This is a genomic window from Stenotrophomonas sp. YJH_SMC_58 (assembly GCF_059369635.1).
Window position 1 is genome coordinate 50,833 of record NZ_JCAFSW010000001.1, and the last position, 19,587, is coordinate 70,419.

Consider the following 19,587-nt stretch of genomic DNA (forward strand, 5'->3'; position numbering starts at 1 on the left):
ATAGCCGCTTCTCCATACACAACCGGATGGAACGTCCATGCTCTCAGGCTTCGATGGTCTCCGCTTCAGCCACTGGCACCCCGAGATCCGCGACGACGGCGTGGTGGTCCTCTCCCTGGATCGCCAGGACAGCAGCGTCAATGCCATGTCGCAGGATGTGCTGCTGGAGCTGGGTGACCTGCTTGAGCGCATTGCACTGGACCCGCCCAAGGGCGTGGTGATCCAGTCGCTGAAGAAAGCCGGCTTCATTGCCGGGGCGGACCTGAAGGAGTTCCAGGAGTTCGACCGTCGCGGCACCGTCAACGATGCCATCCGCCGCGGCCAGGCTACCTACCAGAAGCTGGCCGAGCTGCCCTGCCCCACCGTGGCGGCCATCCACGGCCATTGCCTGGGCGGCGGCACCGAGCTGGCGCTGGCCTGCCGCTATCGCGTGGCCTCCAATGACAGCAGCACCCGCATCGGCCTGCCGGAAACCCAGCTGGGCATCTTCCCGGGCTGGGGCGGCAGCGCGCGCCTGCCGCAGCTGGTCGGCGCGCCAGCGGCAATGGACATGATGCTGACCGGCCGTACGCTGTCGGCCTCGGCCGCGCGTGGCATCGGGCTGGTCGACAAGGTGGTGGCACCGGCCGTGGTGCTCGACACCGCCGTGGCGCTGGCGTTGTCCGGCACCACGCGCCCGTTCAAGCAGCGCGCGACGGCCTGGGCCACCAACACCTGGCTGGCACGCACGCTGCTGGCACCGCAGATGGTCAAGCAGGTCGCGCGCAAGGCCAAGAAGGACCAGTATCCGGCGCCCTACGCGCTGATCAGCACCTGGCAGCGCAGTGGCGGCAAGCCGATCCAGGCACGCCTGGATGCAGAACGCCGCGCCGTGGTGAAGCTGGCCAGCACCCCGACCGCGCGCAACCTGATCCGCATTTTCTTCCTGACCGAACGCCTGAAGGGCCTCGGTGGTGGTGATTCCGGCATCCGCCACGTGCACGTGGTCGGCGCCGGCGTGATGGGCGGTGACATCGCCGCCTGGGCCGCCTACAAGGGCTTTGAAGTGACTCTCCAGGACCGCGAGCAGCGCTTCATCGACCCCGCCATGGAGCGCGCGCAGGCGCTGTTCGCCAAGAAGGTGCGCGACGAGAGCAAGCGCCCCGCCGTGGCCGCGCGCCTGCGTGCCGACCTGGAAGGCAACGGCGTGGCCGAGGCCGACCTGGTGATCGAAGCGATCATCGAGAACCCGGAAGCCAAGCGTGCGCTGTACCAGACGCTGGAACCGAAGATGAAGCTGGACGCGCTGCTGACCACCAACACCTCGTCGATTCCGCTGGTGGAACTGCGCGACCACATCCAGCGCCCGGCGCAGTTCGCTGGCCTGCACTACTTCAACCCGGTGGCGCAGATGCCACTGGTGGAGATCATCCACCACGACGGCATGGCGCCGGAGACCGAGCGCCGCCTGGCCGCGTTCTGCAAGGCGCTGGGCAAGTTCCCGGTACCGGTGGCCGGCAGCCCGGGCTTCCTGGTCAACCGCGTGCTGTTCCCGTACATGCTGGAAGCCGCCACCGCGTATGCCGAAGGCATTCCGGGCCCGGTGATCGACAGGGCCGCGGTGAAGTTCGGCATGCCGATGGGCCCGATCGAACTGATCGACACCGTCGGCCTGGACGTGGCCGCCGGCGTCGGCCGCGAACTGGCGCCGTTCCTGGGCCTGCAGATTCCAGCGGCCTTGCAGACGGTGGAGCCGGACAAGCGCGGCAAGAAGGACGGCCAGGGCATCTACACCTGGGAAAACGGCAAGCCGAAGAAGCCGGACGTGGCCAGCGATTACCAGGCCCCGGCCGATCTGGAGGACCGCCTGATCCTGCCGCTGTTGAACGAGGCGGTGGCGTGCCTGCACGAAGGCGTTGTGGCCGATGCGGACCTGCTGGATGCCGGCGTGATCTTCGGTACCGGCTTTGCCCCGTTCCGCGGTGGTCCGATCCAGCACATCCGTGCGGTCGGTGCCGATGCGATCGTCGAGCGGCTGAAGGCACTGCAGCAGCGTCACGGCGACCGTTTCGCCCCGCGCCCGGGCTGGGACAACCCCGCCCTGCGCGAACCAGTGGTTTGAGTTCATCGGCCGGGCCTGCGGCCCGGCGCCCGCAGAGGCAACCGCCGAAGCCAGAGCCAGAGCCAGAGCCAGAGCAACAGCCGGCTCTGGCTTTTCTGTTTGTTGGGCGGGGCGGTGTGGGCAGGCAGGACACGCCGTAAACCCATCCATGGGGGCTCGATGGCGCCATCCATGGCGCCAACGGTCCTGCCTGCCCACACCGCCCCACCCCTGACAGTTTCCCGGTGACGGTCGGTGAATCTCGATTCCGGTGTGGATCACTACGAACGGGTGGGTGGCTACCTGGGCCGCCACCAGGAGCGAAGCAACCAGCGTTTGATTTTGACTTTGATTTTCTTTTTTCTTCTCCGTGGCTGGACGCACACGGAAACTGTCAGAGGTCGGGCGGGGTGGATTCGCGGGGGTGTCCGCGGCATGGATGCCGCGGCCAAGCCTCCACGGACGGATTCACGGCGTCCCCCGCGAACCCACCCCGCCCGGCCAAGCGCGGCTTTTGCTTTACGCGACCAACCCCACAGCCACGAGGGGCTGCGCCGTTGGCTGGAACACCCTGTTACCCATACGGGGCATGTGCCCGTCACAGCCGCATGCGATGCTGACCGCCTGATCCCTGCCAGCGAGAACGCCCGCATGACCACCATCATCGCCCCGCGCGTGCACGACATCGGCGGACTCGAAGTCCGTCGCGCCGTCCCCACCCTGCAGGCGCGCAGCATCGGCTCGTTCGTGTTCGTCGACCAGATGGGCCCGGCGCTCATGCATCCCGGCACGGCCATCGACGTGCGCCCGCATCCGCATATCGGCCTGGCCACCGTCACCTATCTGTGGTCGGGCGCCATCGGCCATCGCGACACACTCGGTTCGGACCAGGTGATCCGCCCCGGAGACGTCAACTGGATGACCGCTGGCCGCGGCATCGCCCATTCCGAGCGCACGCCGCAGCCGGACCGCGATCACGACAACCCGATCCATGGCATGCAGACCTGGGTAGCGCTGCCGAAATCGCACGAGGAAATCGAGCCGGCGTTCTACCACCACGCCGCGGCCACCCTGCCCGAGCAGCGCCGCAACGGTGCCTGGCTGCGCGTCATCGCCGGCCGCGCCTATGGCGAGGAATCGCCGGTGAAGGTGTTCGCCGACACCCTCAACGTGGCAATCGATCTCGACCCGGATGCGGAAATCGATATCGACGACGGCCACCGCGAGCGCGCGCTGTACATCCTCGAAGGCGACGCACAGCTGGATGGCGTGGACATCCCTGCACAGCATCTGGTGATTCCCGAAGCCGGCGCACGTGGCCGCCTGCGCGCGAAGACGCCGGTGAAGGCGATGCTGTTCGGTGGCGAGCCGCTGGATGGCCCGCGTCACCTGTGGTGGAACTTCGTGTCCAGCTCGAAGGAACGCATCGAGCAGGCCAAGCACGATTGGGAGGCCGGCCGCTTCGGCACCATTCCAGGCGACGACAAGGAATTCATCCCGCTGCCGCAGTACTGAACATCGCGTGTTGCACACATCCGAAGGTGTATGCCTGCCCCCGGCGTTGACGCTACAGTCACCCGCTGATCATTGAAATGTGACATAAATCACACTTTCGACCGTCAAAGGAGTGCAACACATGAGCATGGGTAAACGCTTGTCCGCCGAATTCCTCGGCACGTTCTGGCTGGTTCTGGGTGGCTGCGGCAGTGCGGTGCTGGCCGCCAAGTTCGGCGGTGACAGCAATCCGCTGGGCATCGGGTTCCTCGGCGTGGCGCTCGCCTTCGGCCTGACCGTGGTGACCGGCGCCTATGCGTTCGGCCATATCTCCGGCGCGCACTTCAATCCGGCGGTCAGCGTCGGCCTGTGGGCCGGTGGCCGCTTCCCGACCAAGGACCTGGTGCCGTACATCATCGCCCAGGTGGCTGGTGGCCTGTTGGCCGGCTTCATCCTGCTGCAGATCGCCTCGGGGGCCAGCGGCTTCGCCATCGATGGCAGCCAGGCCGGTGCGTTCGCCAGCAATGGCTATGGTGCGCTGTCGCCCGGCGGTTACAGCGTGGCGGCGGCCTTCCTGTGCGAAGTGGTGCTGACCGCCGTGTTCCTGATCGTGATCATGGGCGCCACCCACGGCAAGGCACCGGCTGGCTTCGCGCCGCTGGCGATCGGCCTGTCGCTGACCCTGATCCATCTGATCAGCATCCCGGTCACCAACACCTCGGTGAATCCGGCCCGCTCCACCGCCGTGGCCTTCTTCGCCGGCAGCGGGGCGGTCAGCCAGCTGTGGCTGTTCTGGGTCGCCCCGCTGCTGGGCGGTGCGATCGGCGGCATCATCTACAAGTGGCTCGGCAACGACCGCTGAGGCCTGTGCGGACCATTGCGGCTGACCTTCGGCCGCAATGGTTACGCTTGTAACCGCAATTTGTGCGATCGCTCACGTTCCGTTAAGGTTGAGTTGACCGTCCGTGCACATGCCGGCCGGCGGGGCATCCGGGGATGGGATGCCAAGGCCGCCGGTCCATCCGACGGAGCCACGACACACCACCTTGGGGGATGCATGAAGTTCGCGCCTGTAGTGTTGTCGAGCCTGCTGTTCGCTGCGGCCCAGGCCGCCGCGCAGGCTCCCACCGAATGTCCTTCATTGCCGGCCAACAGCGGCCTGCAGTGGCAACAGCAGGCACAGGCCGATTTCCTGGTCTGCCGCGCCAGCACCAGCGATGGCCGCGAGGTACTGAGCCTGATGCTCAGTGCACGCGACCCCAACCTTCCATTGAACCGCTCGCTGCGCCAAGAAAAGGGCAGCTTCGGCGGTGAATCACTGTACTGGTACCAGCCCGATCTGGGAGGCCAGCAGCCGCCCGGTTACGCCGAGCGCCGCATCAGCGTGGTCAAGCTCGACAAAGGGCGTTACGCGCAGATTTCGCTGTATCCGGGCAGCGCGCAGGAACTGGGTTCGCTGCAACAGCTGGCGCAGGGGATGAGCCTGACCCCATCGGCCGTGGCTGCCGGGAACTGACGATGGCGGGGATGACTGCCTTGCAGCATCCCCGCAATGCGAGCCGACCTGACGGTAGTGCCGGCCGCTGGCCGGCACCTCGATCCGCCGTGACCGCAGGCAGTTGCCGGCCAGCGGCCGGCACCGCCTCAGAACTTGCCTTCCTGGAAATCGACGAAGGCCTGCATCAGTTCCTGCCGCGTGTTCATCACGAACGGGCCATGGCGCATCACCGGTTCCCGCAACGGACGACCAGCCACCAGGATCAGCCGCGCACCCTCGCTGCCGGCCGAAAGATGCAGCTGCTCGCCCCCCCCCAGCACCGCCAGTTCCTGGCGGGCGACGTCGCGCGCCGCGTCCTGCTCACCCACCGTCACCGCACCTTCGAACACATACGCGAAGGCGTTGTGCCCTTCCGGCAAGGCATAGGTCCAGGCGCGATCCGGGGCCAGCGTGATGTCCAGGTACAGCGGATCGGTGGCCGGCTGCACGATCGGGCCCTGCGTGCCATCCACGTTGCCGGCGATCACCTTCACTTCCACGCCGGCGTCCGGCCGCACCACGGGAATGCGCTCGGGCGCGAACTCCTGGTACTTCGGCTCGGTCATCTTCTCTTTCGTCGGCAGGTTCACCCACAGCTGGAAGCCGCGCATCTGACCGCTTTCCTGCTCGGGCATTTCCGAATGCACCAGGCCACGGCCTGCGGTCATCCACTGCACGCTGCCCGGGGTAAGCAGGCCCTCGTTGCCGTGGTTGTCGCGATGCCGCATGCGCCCGTCGAGCATGTAGGTGACGGTCTCGAAACCGCGATGCGGATGCTCCGGGAAGCCAGCGATGTAGTCCTCGGCACGGTCGGTGCCGAATTCATCGAGCAGCAGGAACGGGTCCAGGTCAGGCAGCGTCGGGCCGCCGATGACGCGGGTCAGGCGCACGCCGGCACCGTCGGAGGTGGGCATGCCACGGATGGTCCGCAGTACGCGGACCGGTTCGGGAAAGCTCATGGCGACTCCTGTTGGATGGATGCCACTGAAGATGGACGCCACATGGCCGCACGCCAATGGACGGCGCCGCAACCGATTGTTCCATCCCTGATGTTCGCTGCATGTCAGCACAACAAGCGTACGACCAAAGTACTACCGCCGATTCGTCCTGTGCCAATTGACCCTGCCGAGGGCACGCGGGACTCTTTGACTGTCTTTCCGGGAGAGAGCACCTCATGAAAGGGTTTTCCAAAATAGGCTGGGCGGTACTCGCCCTGCTCGGCGCCTTCTGTCTGGGCACCGTGGCCCTGCGCCGCGGCGAACACATCAATGCCCTGTGGATCGTCGTCGCCGCCGTTTCGCTGTACCTGGTGGCCTACCGCTTCTACAGCCTGTTCATCGCCAACAAGGTGATGCAGCTCGATCCGACCCGGGCCACCCCGGCGGTGATCAACAACGATGGCCTGGACTACGTGCCAACCAACAAGCACGTGCTGTTCGGTCACCATTTCGCCGCCATTGCCGGTGCCGGCCCGCTGGTGGGACCGGTGCTGGCCGCACAGATGGGCTACCTGCCCGGCCTGCTGTGGCTGGTGGTGGGCGTGGTGCTGGCCGGCGCGGTGCAGGACTTCATGGTCCTGTTCCTGTCCAGCCGCCGCAACGGCCGCTCCTTGGGCGATCTTGTGCGGGAAGAGATGGGCCAGGTGCCCGGCACCATCGCGCTGTTCGGTGCGTTCCTGATCATGATCATCATCCTGGCGGTGCTGGCGATGGTGGTGGTCAAGGCGCTGGCCGAAAGCCCGTGGGGCATGTTCACGGTGATCGCGACGATGCCCATCGCAATCCTGATGGGCGTGTACATGCGCTACATCCGCCCCGGCAGGATCGGCGAGATTTCGGTGGTCGGCCTGATCCTGCTGCTGGCCGCGATCTGGTACGGCGGCAAGGTCGCCGCCGATCCGGTCTGGGGCCCGGCCTTCACCTTCACCGGCACCCAGATCACCTGGATGCTGATCGGTTACGGCTTCGTCGCCTCGGTGCTGCCGGTGTGGCTGCTGCTGGCCCCCCGCGATTACCTGTCGACCTTCCTCAAGATCGGCACCATCATCGCACTGGCCGTCGGCATCCTGATTGTGATGCCGGAACTGAAGATGCCGGCGCTGACCCAGTTCGCTGCCAGTGGTGATGGCCCCGTATGGAAGGGCGGCATGTTCCCGTTCCTGTTCATCACCATCGCCTGCGGTGCGGTCTCCGGCTTCCACGCGTTGATTTCCTCCGGCACCACGCCGAAGCTGCTGGCCAATGAAGCGCACATGCGCTACATCGGCTACGGCGGCATGCTGATGGAATCGTTCGTGGCGGTGATGGCGCTGGTGGCGGCCTCGATCATCGATCCGGGCATCTACTTCGCGATGAACAGCCCGGCGGCGGTGATCGGTGCCGATGCGGCCTCGGCGGCGCACTACATCACCAACACCTGGGGCTTCACCATCACGCCCGAGCAGCTGACCGCGACCGCGGCGGCCATTGGTGAACCGACCATCCTGCATCGCGCAGGTGGCGCACCGACACTGGCGGTGGGCATCGCGCAGATCCTGCACGAAGCGATTCCCAGTGGCAGCGACGCGATGATGGCGTTCTGGTACCACTTCGCGATCCTGTTCGAAGCGTTGTTCATCCTCACGGCAGTCGACGCTGGCACCCGTGCCGGTCGCTTCATGCTGCAGGACCTGCTGGGCAACTTCGTGCCGGCCCTGAAGAAGACCGAATCGTGGACCGCCAACATCATCGGTACCGCCGGCTGCGTGGCGCTGTGGGGCTACCTGCTCTACACCGGCGTGGTCGATCCGTTCGGTGGCATCCAGACGCTGTGGCCGCTGTTCGGCATCTCCAACCAGATGCTGGCGGGTATCGCGCTGATGCTGGGCACGGTGGTGCTGTTCAAGATGAAGCGTGACCGCTATGCGTGGGTGACGGCCGTGCCGGCCATCTGGCTGCTGATCTGCACCACCTACGCCGGCTTCATCAAGATCTTCGACAGCAATCCGGCGCAGGGCTTCCTGGCCCAGGCACACAAGTTCCAGGCCGCCCTCGCCAGCGACACCATCACGGCACCGGCCAAATCGGTGGCGCAGATGAAGCAGATCGTGGTCAACGCCTACGTCAACACCGGCCTGACCGCGCTGTTCCTGCTGGTGGTGGGCGCAGTGCTGGTGTATTCGATCAAGACCATCCTGGCGGCCCGCCGCAGTCCTCAGCGCAGCGACCGCGAGACCCCGTACGTGGCGCTGAAGCCGCATGAAATGGTGGATCTGTGATGAGCACGCAACTGGTTCCCGCCGGCCAGTACCAGGCACACCGCCGCATCTGGCGGCGCCTGGTGCAGACCGCCCGACTGTGCTGTGGCATTCCTGATTACGACAACTACGTCCGGCACATGCTGGAAAAGCATCCGGACCAGGAGCCGATGGATTACAAGACGTTCTTCCGCGAGCGCCAGGAAGCGCGCTACGGCGGACGCAACGGTGGTCGCTGCTGTTGAGGGTTGGGTGTGGGTGCCGGGCTTGCCGCCCGGCGCCCGCACCTTCGACAGATTTCCGGCGACGGCGGATAGCATCAGGGGCCAGATCCGGTTCCTCCGGGAAACGGCTCTGACCCCTTCTTCGAAATGCATCCACGCATGGCGTGGATCTACACAAGCATGACGCCGGGGCGGCCCGGACTCAGCCGTTGGCCATCCACTTCAGGATCAGGCCAGTGACATAGGCCAGCCCGGTGCCGGTGGCGTAGCCCACCGTGCCCAGCAGCACGCCCACCGGAGCCAGCGTCGGATGGAACGCCGCGGCCACCACGGGGGCCGAAGCGGCTGCGCCGATGTTGCCCTGCGAACCGATCGCGAAGAAAAACAGCGGCGCGCGCAGCAGCTTGGCCACCACCCACAGCACCAGCACATGCGTGGCCATCCAGATCGCGCCGAGCAGGAACAGCCACGGCCGGTCCAGCAGCGACAGCAGGTTCATCTGCATGCCGATGCAGGCGATCAGGAAGTACAGGAACACCGTGCCCAGCCGCGAAGCGCCCGCAGCTTCCAGCCGGCGCGCACGGGTGAAGCTCAGGCCCAGGCCCATCGCGGTGGACAGCAGGATCACCCACACGAACTGGCTGTCCAGGCTGAACTGGCTGGCCCAGCTGACATTGGCCTTGAACCAGCCCGCCAGCGGCGCGGCGATGGCATGGGCCAGGCCGACGCCGCCCAGTGCCACGCCGACGATCACCATCAGGTCGGTCATGCTGGGAATGCGCGCGTTCTGCGCCTCGTAGGCGCTGATGCGCGCCTTCATCTCGTCGATGGCACGGGTATCGGCACCGTTGCGGGTATCGATCTGCTGCGCGCGGTTGGCCAGGAACAGCAGGATGGCCATCCACAGGCTGGCGCAGGCCACGTCGACCACCGCGAACTGGCCGAAGGTGGTGGCATCGGTGCCGAACACTTCACGCATGGCCACCATGTTGGCGCCGCCGCCGATCCAGCTGCCGGCCAGCGCCGCCATGCCGGCCCAGGTATCACCGGCCACGGTTTCGGGGTGGATCAACTTCATCAGCTGGAACGAGACGATGGCGCCGAGCATGATGCCGGCGGTACCGGCGCAGAACACGATCAGCAGTTTCGGGCCGAGCCTGGCAATACCCTTGAGGTCGATCGACAGGGTCAGCAGGACCAGCGCGGCCGGCAGCAGCACGTCACGCGCGACCGGGTTGTACAGCGAGGTGTTGTGGCCGTCGATGACACCGGCGGTGTTGTAGATGGCGGGGACGAAGTAGCACAGCAGCAGCGCCGGCACCCAGGCGAAGATCTTCTTCAATAACGGGGTCGGGCCACTGGCAGCCCAGAAGATCAGGGCCAGGGTGGCGGCAATCAGGCCCAGGCCAACGATGTCGTTGCTGATCAGGGCAGTAGCGGGTTCGGTCGGCATGGGATCCTCTGTCGATCGAAAGAGCGGGAAAAAAAAGCGCCGCATGAAGCGGCGCACCCCGAGATTAACATTGTCTTCACGCCGGGTCATGCTGCAGTGCCGGCTGCCCTTTCCCGGAGCCACTCCCATGCAGCTCGGCGCCTTCTCCGTCAGCCTCTCGGTCAGGGACCTGGCGGCCTCCCGCAGCTTCTACGAAGCACTGGGCTTCTCGGTGACCGGTGGCGAGCCGGCGCAGAACTGGCTGGTGATGCGCAACAACGGCATTGTCATCGGCCTGTTCCAGGGCATGTTCGAGGGCAACCTGCTCACCTTCAACCCGGGCTGGGACCAGCACAAGCAGGAACTGCCCCACTTCCAGGATGTACGTGAACTGCAGGCGGAACTGGATGCGAAGGGCATTGAACTGGCGGTGCGTACCGACCCTCATGGGCGGGGCACCGGCTACCTGCAGTTGGCCGATCCCGACGGCAATGTGATCCTGATCGACCAGCATGTGGCGCGGCCGAACGGCTGGTAATGCGAACGGACATTGCGTGGGCAGGCGTCGACCTTGATCGACGGGCAGCATGCCAACCAAGGTTGGCATCTACCAGGACGGCCGGTTCAGGCCGGACGTGAAGCGCTGAAATCGAGCGTGGCGCGCGTGCCACGCGGCTCGCAGGGCTGCAGCTGCAGGGTCCAGCCAAGGTGCTCGCAGAGCCTGGCGATCAGGTCCAGGCCGATGCCGCCGCCACGGTCGGCGCGCTCGCCGCGGGCCATCCGCGCGTGGATCGCCGCAATCTCCTCCGGGCTCATGCCATGTCCCGGATCCTGCAGGGTCAGCACCGCCGACGAGCTCAGGTGCAACTCAATGTGGCCACGCCCGCTGTTCTCGATGGCATTGCGCAGCAGGTTGCCGATCGCGGCCTGCACGACGGCCAGCGGCGCGACAATATCCACCGGGGCCGCCTGGATGCCGATGCTCAGGTCCTTGTCACCGAGCAGGTGACGATGGTCGTCGACGATTTCCGGCAGCAGCTGGTCCAGGGCGATGCGCTCGGCGCGTGCGGCCAGGCGCGCCGGGTCACGCGCCAGCACCAGCAGCAGTTCGATCAGCTGCTCCACGCTCTGCGCGGTGCGCAGCACGCGTTGCATCTGCTGGCGCGCGCGCTCGGGCAGGCCCGACTGTTCCAGTGCCAGCTCTGCGGCACCGGTCATCACCGCAATCGGCGTACGCAGCTCGTGGCTGGCGGTGCTGATGAACACCCGCTCGCGTTCGACAAACTGCTCGTTGCGGTCCAGATAGTCGTTCAGTGCATCGGCAATGGTGTGCAGCTCGGAGCTGCCGCGCGGGTCGACCTCGATGCGCTGGCCCTGGACGCCCGGCCGCAGCGCGGCGATGTGCTGCGCCAGCAGGCTCAACGGGCGCACCATGCGTTCCATGCCGAACGACGCCATCAGCACGGTGACGAAGATCATGATCACCCCGGCCAGCATCACCCAGCGCGTGGCGAACTGTTCCAGGTCATGGAAGTCGGAAATGTCCAGCGCCAGCGCCACCCGCCCCATCGAGCCGGTGTCACGCACCATCACCGCAGTCTGCCGCCCCTTGATCGGCACCCCGTCATGCAGCCCCGGGTGCAGCATGCGCACGCTTTCCGGCATGTTGCCTTCATCGAAGCGGAACAGGCTGAGCGTGTCAGAGTCCTGCCAGCTGTAGTGCGGCTCGTGCTCGGTGTGCTCGACGATGCTGTCCAGTTCGGAATTGAGCAGCGCGCGCCAGGCAGCGTGCTCCGCATGTTCATGCACGTAGTTGCCGACGCTGAACACCGCGATCGACAGCAGCGCCAGATAGCCCAGCAACCACCACACCACGCGCCGGTACAACGGCCCCGGCTTACTCGCCTTCATCATCATCCTTGCCGGCATCGCTGGGCGTGGTCACGGCCAAGCGGTAACCCACCCGCGGCAGGGTATGGATCAGTTTCTCGGCGAACGGTCCGTCCACACTGCGGCGCAGCTCGTAGACATGCGAACGCAGCAGGTCGCCATCCGGCGGTTCGTCGCCCCACAGAGCGAATTCCAGCTGCTGGCGGGTCACCGCGCCGGGGCTGGCGCGCATGAGCACTTCCAGCAGCTTGCGGCAGGCCGGGTACAGGTGCAGCACCTGGGTGCCGCGCTGGGCTTCCAGGGTGGCCAGATCCAGCACCAGATCGCCCACCTGCAGGCGCTTGCGCGGGTTGCGTCCCTGCGCACGCAGCAGCAGCGCTTCCAGCCGCACCTCCAGCTCCGGGAGTGCGAACGGCTTGGTCAGGTAGTCGTCGGCGCCGGCGCGGAAGCCGGCAATCTTGTCCGGCAGCTCGTCACGCGCGGTCAGCATGATCACCGGCACTTCCGATGCATGCTCGGCGCGCAGCCGGCGCAGCACCTCCGGGCCCTCCATGCGCGGCAGCATCCAGTCCAGGATGACGGCGTCATACGGATGGCTCCCGGCCAGGTGCAGTCCGGTGATGCCATCCGGCGCCACGTCGAGCACATGCCCGCGCGACTCGAAATAGTCGAACAGGTTGGCCACCAGCTGGCGGTTGTCCTCGATCACCAACAGACGCATGCACGAAACATCCACGGAAGTTCGTACCATGGTAGCGCCGCACATGTCGGAATGCGGTCGCCCCGGCGCCGCTCTGACGCTTTTCCCACCCCCGCCACCTCAGAATGGCCGTTTTGCTCCCGGAGCCTGCCGTGCCCGTAGCCCTGCCCCGCCGTTGGCGCCTGCCCCTGTTGTGGCTGCTGATCATTGCTGCGCTGGCAGCGGGGATCGGCCTTCGGCAGCCGCAGCCGCCGGACGAGCCGCGCTTCGTGCTGGCGGCCCGGACCATGGTCGAGAGCGGGCAATGGCTGCTGCCGCACCGCGGCGTGGAACTGTATGCGGAGAAGCCACCCGTCTTCATGTGGCTGCAGGCCGCCGCCTACGAGATCGTCGGCAGCTGGCAGTGGTCCTTCCTGCTGCCGTCGTTGCTGGGCGCCCTGCTCAGCCTGTGGCTGGTGTCGGACCTGGCGCGGCGGCTATGGTCGCCACGACATTCCATCTACGCCGTCGCTGCGCTGTTCTGCACCCTGCAGTTCGGGCTGATGGCGAAGCGCGCGCAGATCGACATGGTGCTGGTGGGCATGACCACCGTGGCCCTCTGGGGCCTGATGCGTCATCTGTGTGAACGCCGCAACCTGCCTGCCCTGTGGCTGGCCGGCTTCGCCGCAGGCGTCGGCACAGTGACCAAGGGCGTGGGTTTCCTGCCGCTGCTGATGGTGCTGCCCTGGTTCGGCTGGTGGCTGTACCAGCGCCGCCGCGGACGCACGGTGGAGGGTCCGCATCCGGCAACCCTGCTCTGGCTGATCCCGGCCTTCCTGCTGGGTGTCGGGGTGTGGCTGGCGCCGCTGGGCTGGGCCCTGCTGCACACGCCCAGTGCCGAACTGCAGGCTTATGCGCACGAGCTGCTGTTCAAGCAGACCGGCACCCGTTATGCCAATGCGTGGCACCACCGGCAGCCCGCCTGGTATTACCTGCAGGTGATCCTTACCCTGTGGCTGCCGGGCAGCCTGCTGCTGCCGATGCTGTTCAAGCCCTGGTGGCGCCGTATCCGCCGTGGCGACCGCCGCCAGTGGCTGCTGCTGGGCTGGGCCGTGCTGGTACTGGTGTTCTTCAGCGCCAGCCCGGGCAAGCGCGAGGTGTACCTGCTGCCGATGTTGCCGGCGATGGCGCTGGCCGTAGCCCCGCTGCTGCCCGGCCTGCTGCGCCGCCTGTGCGTTCGCCGCTACCTGTTCGGCTACAGCGTGGTGCTGATGCTGGCCACTGGCACGCTGGGCGTGATGCTGCTGACCGAACACGCTTGGGCGGTGGCCCAGCTGGAACGCCGCGCCATGCCCGATACCCTGCTGCCGGTGCTGGGCGATGGCCTGCTGACCTTCGCCATCGCGCTGGCCACGCTGATCGTGTGGTTGCGGGTGCGCCGCGCGGCGACGCTGGTGCTGCTGACCCACGGCATGCTGTGGATGCTCTACGGCCTGGTACTGATTCCGGCGCTGGATCCCTATGCATCGGCGTCAGCGCTGATGCGCCGGGTCGGCGCGCGGATCGGACCGGATGCCGAACTGGCGCTGGTGGCCTGGCGCGAGCAGAACCTGCTGCAGGCCGACCGCCCGGTACGCGAATTCGGCTTCAAGCGGCCCTGGGCAGAGCAATGGCATGACGCCGGCCCTTGGCTCGCTGAGGCGCCGGACAAGCGCTGGCTGCTGGTGCTGGACGATGCGATGAGCCCCTGCGTGGATCCGGCCAAAGTGATCGACATCGGTGTTGCCAACAGGAATCGTTGGCAACTGCTTCCCGGTACCGCATGGAACCCGGAGTGTCACGCCGAGCGGACAGGATCGACCGCCGAAGAAGACTGAACGTTGACATGCGCCGAGGACTCATTAACCCGGCGCGAACGGGCGTCCGACCCTTCTCCGACATCCAGGTGACGAGCATGAGCGCGGATTCCCGAACCGCCCCTTCCCAGCATGCCCGTCCGTCCCCTTGATTCGGTAGCGCCGCTTGCGACATCACCACTGGCGTCTCGATTTGCCGTAACTCACCTCTGGCTGCCTGTCGCAATCGGTCTGCCGTTGTTTACGCTGCTGATGGGCTTCGGCGGCGATCAATGGGTGGCCGATCACCTGTTCCGTCTTGAAGGCAGCCACTGGGCGCTGCAGGACGCCTGGATCACCCGCAGCGTCGTGCACAAGGCCGGCAAATGGTTGAGCACGGCGGCGGCGCTGGTCGTGATCCTGCTGTGCTTCCACCACTGGCGTAAGGGTCGCGATCGCACCCTGCAATGGGCGCTGCTTTATGTCGTAATTGCCATGGCACTGGGCACCGGCGTGATCTCCCTGCTGAAGTCGCTGGTGCCGATGGAATGCCCGTGGGACCTGCTGCGCTACGGTGGCCACCAGCCTTTCATCGGTCTGTTCACCCTGCGCCCGGAAGGCATGCCGGCACAGGCCTGCTTCCCGGCAGGCCACGCCAGCGCAGGCTATGCGTGGCTCTGCCTGTACTTCTTCGCGTTGCTGTGGCGGCCGTCCTGGCGCTGGACCGGGCTCTGGATCGGCCTCGGCACCGGCCTGGTGTTCGGGATCAGCCAGCAGTTGCGGGGCGCCCATTTCCTTTCGCATGACATTGCCACCGCGTTGATATGTTGGCTGCTTTCGTTGGGCCTGTATGTTCTGATCCACCGTCAGCTGGACCGTCCCCACCGCCAGGAGGCAAACGCATGAGTGCATCGGTCCAACGCCCCGCCCGCCTCCCCGCCCTTGCGGGTCTTCGCAACTGGCGGCCGCAGCTCTCCACGGAAGCACTGATCGCGCTGACCAGCCTGTTCTTCGCGGTGGCCGGCAACGGCCTGTTCTGGCACAGCGCGATGGCCAGCCATCCAGGCAGCCTGCGTTACGCGCTTTCGCTGCTGCTGTTGCTGCTGGGTGCACACGGCGTGCTGCTGGGCATCCTGGTCTGGCGCTGGAATGCCAAAGTGGTAATCAGCCTGTTGCTGCTGGTGACGGCGTTCGCTGCGCACTACATGAGCCGCTACCACATCTATCTGGATGCGGACATGCTGCGCAACGTGCTGGCGACCGACCCCAAGGAGAGCCGCGAGCTGATGACCGTATCGCTGCTGTGGCCGGTGCTGCTGCTGGCCGTGCTGCCGATGGTGGTGCTGTGGCGCGTGCAGCTGCGCCGACGCAGTTGGGGCCGCAGCCTGCTGTGGCGACTCGGCTTCCTGGTCGTGGCGGCGGCGACCGCAGTTGGCGGTGCGCTGATCTCGTTCCAGGATGTCTCGGCGCTAATGCGCAACCAGCGCGAAGTACGCTATCTCGCCACCCCGGCCAACGTGCTGCTCGGTATGCCGCGCGCGCTGCGTGGCGACAACCCGGTGCAGCGCGCGCCGAAGCTGCCGATCGGCACCGACGCCAAGGCCACGCCACGCGCCCCGGCCAGCAAGCCGCGCCTGCTGGTGATCGTCATGGGCGAAACCGTGCGCGCGCAGAACTGGGGGCTCAACGGTGGCCGCAACACCACCCCGGAGTTGGCCCAGGCACCGGTGATCAACTTCCCCGACATGCACTCCTGCGGCACCAGCACCGAAGTGTCGCTGCCGTGCCTGTTCTCGCCGTGGGGACGCCATGACTACGATGAAAAGAAGATCCGTGCACACCAGTCGCTGCTGCACGTGCTGAACCGCGCCGGCATCGCGCCGTTGTGGCGTGACAACCAGTCCGGCTGCAAGGGCGTCTGCGAAGGGCTGGAGTTCCAGTCGCTGTCCGATGCGACCACGCCGGGGCTGTGCGCCGATGGCCGCTGCATGGACGAGATCCTGCTGCAGGACCTGGCCACCCAGGTGCGTGCCAAGCCCGGCGACCGCGTGGTGGTGCTGCACCAGCTGGGCAACCACGGCCCGGCCTACTTCGAGCGTTACCCGGCAGCCTTCGCGCGCTTCAAGCCAACCTGCGACACCCGTGACATCGGCCGTTGCTCTCGCGAAGAGATCACCAACAGCTATGACAACGCGGTGTTGTACACCGATCATTTCCTGAGCAAGACCATCGGCACCCTGCAGGGCATGCAGGATTACGACACGGCGATGATCTACCTGTCCGACCATGGTGAATCGCTGGGCGAGAAGGGCCTGTTCCTGCATGGCGTGCCGTATGCGATCGCTCCGGCCGAGCAGACCCGCGTACCGATGACGATGTGGTTCTCGCCGGGCTTTGCCAGCAGCCGTGGGTTGGACCTGCAGTGCGTGCGCAAGCGTTCGGCGGCCTATACCGACCACGACAACCTGTTCCCGTCGGTGCTGGGCCTGATGCAGGTGAAGACCTCGCTGTATGAGCGCGATCGCGACCTGTTCGCCAACTGCGAAGGTTGAGGGTTGTTCGGCAGGGCTTGCAGCCCTGCACCCGCGGTAATGCCGGCCGCTGGCCGGTAGCCTCGACAGCAACAGCAGAAGCGGGTTTCCTGAGGGATGGCGGGGTGGGTCCGGTGGCGGGAGACGCCGTAAACCCATCCATGGGGGCTTGGCCGCGGCATCCATGCCGCGGACACTCCCGCCACCGGACCCACCCCGCCTTCGACAGTTTTCCGCGATCTGTCGGAACGACGCATTGCCCTGGTGGGTGTCGACCTTGGTCGACACAGTAGATCCACGCCATGCGTGGATGACTCATTCGATATCTGACAGATGTGTCGACCAAGGTCGACACCTACCAACAGCCGCCGGAATCTGTCGAAGGCGGGGCGGTGTGGATGGGCAGGACCGTTGGCGCCATGGATGGCGCCATCGAGCCCCCATGGATGGGTTTACGGCGTGTCCTGCCCACCCACACCGCCCCGCCATCCCACGGAATGCACGCTGTTGCTTCGGCCTTTGCCCTTGCTTGAAAGCCTCTGCGGGTGCCGGGCGCCGCCCGGCCGACTTCCGCCACTTGCGGTGGCAGCGACGGCCCACTAGCCTTCGGCCGTCGTTCACCACCCAAGGACCGCCCGTGAAACACCGTCATCTCCTGCTGGCCTCGGCAATCGCCGCCGCCACGCTGGCCCTGGCCGCCTGCAAGAAGGAAGCTGCCCCAGGCACCGATACCGCCAGCAGCAGCGCCCCGGCCGGCGAAACCGCCGACCAGTTCGTGGCCCGCATCAATGCCGAATTCAAGGCCGCCTACCCGGAGATGACCTCGGCGCAGTGGCTGTCTTCCACCTACATCAACAGTGATTCCGAACGCATCGCGGCCAAGGCCAACGAGCGCTCGCTGACCCAGCTCAACAGCTGGATCGAGCAGGCCGCCAAGTTCGACGGCAAGCCGATGAGCGAGGACAGCAAGCGTGCGATCCACCTGCTGAAACTGATGTCCTCGATGCCGGCGCCGCGCGATCCGGCCAAGCTGGCCGAGCTGACCCAGATCGCCACCCGCATGGAAGGCAGCTACGGTGCCGGCAAGTACTGCACCGACGCCAACGATCCGAACTCCTGCCGCCAGCTGGGCGAGCTGGAACAGGTACTGGCGCGCAGCCGCGACTACGACAAGCAGCTTGACGCCTGGCAGGGCTGGCACAGCACCACCAAGAGCATGCGCGGCGACTACCAGAAGTTCGTCGGCCTGGTGAACGAAGGCGCCAAGGGCATGGGCTTCACCGATGCCGGCCAGATGTGGCGCAGCGGCTATGACATGCCGCCGGAGCAGATCGGCCCGGAAACCGACCGCCTGTGGGAACAGGTCAAGCCGATGTACGAGCAGCTGCACTGCTACGCGCGCGGCAAGCTGGACAAGACCTATGGCAAGGACAAGGCCGAAGTAGGCAATGGCCTGATCGCCGCGCACCTGCTGGGCAACATGTGGCAGCAGGACTGGTCGAACCTGTGGGACCAGCTGGAACCGTACCCGGGCGCCGGCAGCCTGGACATCACCGCGGCGCTGGAAAAGCAGTACCAGACCAACCTGAGCGCGGCGCTGGCCAAGGCCGGCAAGGATGCCAACGTGGCCGCGCAGTACAAGGCGCAGCGCGAGGCCGAACTGCGTACCGCCAAGCAGATGACCGAGCGCGCGCAGGACTTCTACGTGTCGCTGGGCATGCCGTCGCTGCCGCAGTCCTACTGGGAAAAGACCCAGTTCATCAAGCCTGACGACCGCGACGTGGTCTGCCACGCCAGTGCCTGGGACATGAACATGGAAGGCGACGTGCGCACCAAGATGTGCATCAAGCCGAACGAAGAGAACTTCACCACCATCTACCACGAGCTGGGCCACATCTATTACGACCTGGCCTACAACCCGCTGCCACCGCTGTTCCAGGGCGGTGCCAACGACGGCTTCCATGAAGCGATCGGCGACACCATCGTGCTGGCGATGACGCCCAAGTACCTCAGCTCGATCGGCCTGGTCGATGCGCCGACCGAAAGCCGCGAGGCGGTCATCAACAACCAGATGCGCATGGCGCTGTCAGGCGTGTCGTTCCTGCCGTTCGGGCTGATGATCGACCGCTGGCGCTGGGGCGTGTTCGATGGCTCGATTACTGCCGACAACTACAACAAGGCGTGGTGGGACCTGAAGGCCAAGTACCAGGGCGTGGCGCCGGCCAGCACCCGTGGCGAAGAGTTCTTCGATCCGGGCGCGAAGTACCACGTGCCGGGCAACACCCCGTACACCCGCTACTTCCTGGCGCGCATCCTGCAGTTCCAGTTCTACAAGGGCCTGTGCGATGCGGCCGGCTACAAGGGCCCGCTGCATGAGTGCACCTTCTACGGCAACAAGGAAGCCGGCCAGAAGTACTGGGCGATGCTGAGCAAGGGTGCCAGCCAGCCGTGGCAGGCCACGCTGAAGGAGCTGACCGGTACCGACAAGCTCGATGCCGGCCCGATGATCGAGTACTTCACCCCGGTCAACGAGTGGCTGAAGCAGCAAAACGAAGGCCAGATGTGCGGCTGGCAGGCCAACGCGGCCCCGGCGGCGAAATGAAAAAAGGGGCGGGTCCGCGAGGATCCGTCCCTTTCTGGTAGTGCCGGC

The 19,587-nt window shown here is 66.2% G+C and carries 15 protein-coding genes; 11 read left to right on the forward strand and 4 right to left on the reverse strand.

Annotated features, from left to right (window positions below; translation table 11 throughout):
* The first annotated feature begins 37 nt into the window (after positions 1-37).
* The 4 genes from AC5P68_RS00265 (at position 38) to AC5P68_RS00280 (ending at position 5,090) form a co-directional block, all read left to right on the forward strand.
* Positions 38-2,101 carry a 3-hydroxyacyl-CoA dehydrogenase NAD-binding domain-containing protein gene (locus AC5P68_RS00265; RefSeq protein ID WP_043034534.1) on the forward strand — a complete coding sequence of 688 codons (2,064 nt, stop codon included), beginning with the start codon at positions 38-40 and terminating at the stop codon, positions 2,099-2,101.
* Between the two features lie 630 nt (positions 2,102-2,731).
* Positions 2,732-3,595 (forward strand): pirin family protein, encoded by an 864-nt coding sequence (locus AC5P68_RS00270; RefSeq protein ID WP_005410608.1) that lies wholly within the window; start codon positions 2,732-2,734, stop codon positions 3,593-3,595.
* Positions 3,596-3,716: 121 nt separating this feature from the next.
* On the forward strand, positions 3,717-4,436 hold the full coding sequence (gene aqpZ / locus AC5P68_RS00275; RefSeq protein WP_005414195.1) for an aquaporin Z: 720 nt from the start codon (positions 3,717-3,719) through the stop codon (positions 4,434-4,436).
* Between the two features lie 195 nt (positions 4,437-4,631).
* Positions 4,632-5,090: a hypothetical protein gene (locus AC5P68_RS00280; RefSeq protein WP_049402631.1), complete on the forward strand. Its 459-nt coding sequence runs from the start codon at positions 4,632-4,634 to the stop codon at positions 5,088-5,090.
* A 128-nt stretch (positions 5,091-5,218) separates the two neighbouring features.
* Here AC5P68_RS00280 and AC5P68_RS00285 read toward each other — a convergent pair whose 3' ends face one another.
* Complete coding sequence (locus AC5P68_RS00285) at positions 5,219-6,070, reverse strand: pirin family protein (protein WP_231523007.1); 852 nt, start codon at positions 6,068-6,070, stop codon at positions 5,219-5,221.
* Between the two features lie 215 nt (positions 6,071-6,285).
* Between AC5P68_RS00285 and AC5P68_RS00290 the strand changes: the two genes are divergently transcribed.
* Both AC5P68_RS00290 and AC5P68_RS00295 read left to right on the forward strand, forming a co-directional pair.
* Positions 6,286-8,367, forward strand: a complete 2,082-nt coding sequence (locus AC5P68_RS00290) for a carbon starvation CstA family protein (RefSeq protein ID WP_231523006.1) — start codon at positions 6,286-6,288, stop codon at positions 8,365-8,367.
* A complete protein-coding gene (locus AC5P68_RS00295) occupies positions 8,367-8,591 on the forward strand; it encodes a YbdD/YjiX family protein (RefSeq protein ID WP_005410613.1) in 225 nt (74 codons plus the stop codon). Before AC5P68_RS00290 ends, AC5P68_RS00295 begins: the two co-directional genes overlap by 1 nt.
* A gap of 181 nt (positions 8,592-8,772) precedes the next feature.
* On the opposite strand, the gene AC5P68_RS00300 is transcribed toward AC5P68_RS00295, so the two are convergent.
* Complete coding sequence (locus AC5P68_RS00300; protein ID WP_231523005.1) at positions 8,773-10,023, reverse strand: DUF819 family protein; 1,251 nt, start codon at positions 10,021-10,023, stop codon at positions 8,773-8,775.
* Positions 10,024-10,150: 127 nt separating this feature from the next.
* Here AC5P68_RS00300 and AC5P68_RS00305 point away from each other — a divergent pair, with 127 nt between their 5' ends.
* Positions 10,151-10,540 (forward strand): VOC family protein, encoded by a 390-nt coding sequence (locus AC5P68_RS00305; RefSeq protein WP_012480982.1) that lies wholly within the window; start codon positions 10,151-10,153, stop codon positions 10,538-10,540.
* A gap of 86 nt (positions 10,541-10,626) precedes the next feature.
* Here AC5P68_RS00305 and AC5P68_RS00310 read toward each other — a convergent pair whose 3' ends face one another.
* Positions 10,627-11,913, reverse strand: coding sequence for a sensor histidine kinase (locus AC5P68_RS00310; RefSeq protein WP_231523004.1), 1,287 nt, complete (start codon positions 11,911-11,913; stop codon positions 10,627-10,629).
* Positions 11,900-12,613, reverse strand: coding sequence for a response regulator transcription factor (locus tag AC5P68_RS00315; protein WP_005410617.1), 714 nt, complete (start codon positions 12,611-12,613; stop codon positions 11,900-11,902). Before AC5P68_RS00315 ends, AC5P68_RS00310 begins: the two co-directional genes overlap by 14 nt.
* 131 nt (positions 12,614-12,744) lie before the next feature.
* On the opposite strand from AC5P68_RS00315, the gene AC5P68_RS00320 reads away from it, so the two are divergent.
* The 4 genes from AC5P68_RS00320 to AC5P68_RS00335 all read left to right on the forward strand — a co-directional run bounded on the left by AC5P68_RS00320 (position 12,745) and on the right by AC5P68_RS00335 (position 19,539).
* Positions 12,745-14,448 carry an ArnT family glycosyltransferase gene (locus tag AC5P68_RS00320; protein ID WP_049431415.1) on the forward strand — a complete coding sequence of 568 codons (1,704 nt, stop codon included), beginning with the start codon at positions 12,745-12,747 and terminating at the stop codon, positions 14,446-14,448.
* A 111-nt stretch (positions 14,449-14,559) separates the two neighbouring features.
* Positions 14,560-15,312, forward strand: a complete 753-nt coding sequence (locus AC5P68_RS00325) for a phosphatase PAP2 family protein (RefSeq protein WP_012480985.1) — start codon at positions 14,560-14,562, stop codon at positions 15,310-15,312.
* The gene (locus AC5P68_RS00330; protein ID WP_212560729.1) at positions 15,309-16,958 is read left to right on the forward strand and encodes a phosphoethanolamine transferase; all 1,650 of its coding nucleotides are present in this window, start codon (positions 15,309-15,311) and stop codon (positions 16,956-16,958) included. The genes AC5P68_RS00325 and AC5P68_RS00330 overlap by 4 nt, the downstream gene beginning before the upstream one ends.
* Positions 16,959-17,574: 616 nt before the next feature.
* Positions 17,575-19,539, forward strand: a complete 1,965-nt coding sequence (locus AC5P68_RS00335; protein WP_033835369.1) for a M2 family metallopeptidase — start codon at positions 17,575-17,577, stop codon at positions 19,537-19,539.
* The last annotated feature ends 48 nt before the right edge of the window (positions 19,540-19,587 follow it).